Source organism: Pseudomonadota bacterium, from assembly GCA_026390555.1.
GTDB lineage: Bacteria > Bdellovibrionota_C > UBA2361 > UBA2361 > OMII01 > OMII01.
This window is the reverse complement of the sequence record JAPLFS010000087.1, coordinates 1-2556: the sequence shown is the minus strand read 5'-3', so window position 1 is coordinate 2556 and position 2556 is coordinate 1. Positions and strand designations below refer to the sequence as shown.

At 51.6% G+C, this 2556-nt stretch carries 3 protein-coding genes; 1 reads left to right on the top strand and 2 read right to left on the bottom strand.

Going from position 1 to position 2556, the window contains the following annotated elements:
* The first annotated feature begins 814 nt into the window (after positions 1-814).
* The gene (locus tag NTV65_11455; GenBank protein ID MCX6115812.1) at positions 815-1627 is read left to right on the top strand and encodes a hypothetical protein; all 813 of its coding nucleotides are present in this window, start codon (positions 815-817) and stop codon (positions 1625-1627) included.
* A gap of 212 nt (positions 1628-1839) precedes the next feature.
* Here the strand turns inward: NTV65_11455 and NTV65_11450 are convergent, their stop codons facing one another.
* Together NTV65_11450 and NTV65_11445 are read right to left on the bottom strand one after the other, a co-directional pair.
* Positions 1840-1968, bottom strand: coding sequence for a hypothetical protein (locus NTV65_11450; GenBank protein ID MCX6115811.1), 129 nt, complete (start codon positions 1966-1968; stop codon positions 1840-1842).
* Positions 1969-2256: 288 nt separating this feature from the next.
* A partial coding sequence (locus tag NTV65_11445; GenBank protein MCX6115810.1) for a hypothetical protein occupies positions 2257-2556 on the bottom strand: 300 nt, incomplete at its 5' end.

Here is a 2556-nt window from a genome sequence, read left to right as displayed (position 1 = left end):
TACTCTTCTGCTAGGTCAAAAACGGTAATCTGGGGACGAAAAACAACTTTTCTACAACTTTCGGCCACCTCATGGCCCCTATTATAATGTCGCCACCGCAGATCAGCTACTTGCGGAAAATGAATTGATTTTCCTATCCTTGTCTTTAATCGAACGAGTACCTGGTATCGCATCTATTCCCCCTTAGCCGTCGGTTGAGCGCTCTTTATACGAGAGCTCGCGTTAAAATCCTATACGACAGCTCACTTTCGCCATCGGGCAGAAGAACAGTGCGACGGGAAATCATCTCGAAACCTCTTTCAATATGTGCCTTGGCAGAAGGTACCGTACCGAAGGAGGAGATTGTCGAATATCAGCGCGGTTAATGCGCCAAAAGAGTGTGCGTGCCCTGGCGGGTAAAAAGACGCCGCACCTCGTTAGATCAAATAATTATCCCTGGGCTATGGAATTCAACGTTGAGGTGGACGAGAGACAAGAATAAGGGCGGGGCGGGGCTTCTACCATCACAGTAAAGTAGGATTTTCCAGAGTACCGGGTCCAGAGTTCAGGGGGACCCCACCAGAGACAAGAGTATGGGGTTTGGTGTTCCTGAGTCCCAGCTCACGATCAGAAGAAGATCCGGCTAACTAAGGGGGGGGGCGTCGCCAATCCGTTGTAATTCCCAAACCCAGCTCGAGCAGAGCACGGGTCGGAGGTCCGTAAGTAGTCCAATAATCTCACTTACTCACTGTTAAGGTCACAAAAGTTCTAAAACGTGCCACAACCTCTCTTCAGACGTTTGATAACGTCAGTGTTCGACTAGGAGCGAAAGTTCATGCTACACCACGAAAATACAAACCCCGTACAGAATTCAAATGCGGCCTCGAGCTCCCTCCTCGATACCTGTCTGAAACTGCCGAATACTCCCTCTCTCCGGTTTCTCGCTGCGGATCCCCAGCACCAAGATAACCTGTCAGTAATAGCCTCTCTCCCTTCAACAAAGCTGCAAGCGGCGGCTCTCGACTTCTTGCAAGGTGTCGGCGGTCCTGGCTGCATTCCCATAATCGGACAGCACGGAGAGGCGGCGAAAGCGCTCGCTCCACTTTTGGCGAGACAGCTCGACGCTCTAGCGGAGCAACCTCACACCTCCGAGGAGCGCGCGAGAATCGGGATGCTCAACGCGGCGCTCGCAGCAGTTGATCCTGTAGCGTTCGCTGAACGGCTCAAGAACTCCCCTAAAGATGAGGTCAGGGCCGCCGTCGGTGCCGTTATTGTTTACAGCCTTGAGGGTCGAGCGGACACAGAAACTATGCGTCGCCTCGCGCAATCGAATGTTTCCGAGGTGAGAGCGTCAGCCGAAAACTGGATTAACCTGTCTAGATCTTCTTTTGCGGGAGAGCTTGCCCACATCTCTTTAGGAGAAGGCTTTGCGAACACGAAAGTTGCCTTCCAAGCGTTTTTGTATCGGATTGCCAGCTCGTCTTTCGTGCAAAAAGCCTTCGTGGAGCCTCTCTTAAGCGCATCCTTTGCGGCTGCGCCTATCGTGCTGGATGACCCAACCGCCGCGGATATCTCCAAGTTCGGACTCGAGGTGCTCCACTCGGCACCAGGAACAGTTCAACCAAAACGCCACCGCAATGTGGCTTAATGAGAGCACCTAACGTTTAGGCAATCTCCTGCACGCAACCAAGACTGCTTCCCACTGCTGTGCCCACTGGCGCCCAAAGGAGAGACAGCTACCGAGATTCCTACCTCGAAGCCCGGACCACGAGCTTATGGATTTGTCTATGGAGACGGCTCTCTGGACAAATCCCGATCAAGTACTAACGTATCCTCTCGACGCCTACCGAACGCTTCGGTCTACTGCATAAAGGCTGTTGGGGTCGACCCAAAAACGGCGGTGCCGGTTGCCTCGACCGACTTCTCTCTTTCCTCCTGCGCAAGCAATGCTGTCCAGCCAATTTCAAGGCTTGTAAATAGCGGCTGCACGTAAAGGGAATTCGCCTTTAGATTTTCTACCTGCGTTCGAGACGGTGAGCCTGCTGAAGAGCAGGGTAACGCGTTTTCTTTTATCGTTCCTTAGCAAACAACAAGAAGAGAGTGCCAACAGAGAAATAACCTAGACTCTGCCATCTGCGGCCCCACCCGCTAGCAGCTAAGTATTTAGGTTTTTCTAGACAGAGGCATACGCCGACACACCCTTGTTACAGAGTATGAGGAAGCTACATGTACCCCGTCGCGGTGCAAGCAACTCGTTTACCATCTACGCGCCATTAGCTAATTCCAGGGGCTGAAAGGTAGGTTCCACGGATCAAACCCAAACATATAAAATACAAATGAAACCGGGACCGGTAAGAAAGGCCATGCGTTGTGTTGCCCGACGTAGTACTGAGGAACAAAAAAATTGCAAAAAACCAGAATTACAAGCACCTTTGGAAGCTTATTTCCAAGAATTTTCTTACATAACAAGAGCTCCAAAGAGTATAGAACTATCGGAAAGGCATGTCCGACGTGACGAGAGATATCGTGAGAGAACAACAGCTGGGCTCCACCCGCGGCGAACATGAGCGCAAATAC

Bases quoted from the DNA above. Each gene is read 5' to 3' on its own strand.
- NTV65_11455 (MCX6115812.1), top strand. From the start codon at position 815: ATGCTACACCACGAAAATACAAACCCCGTACAGAATTCAAATGCGGCC.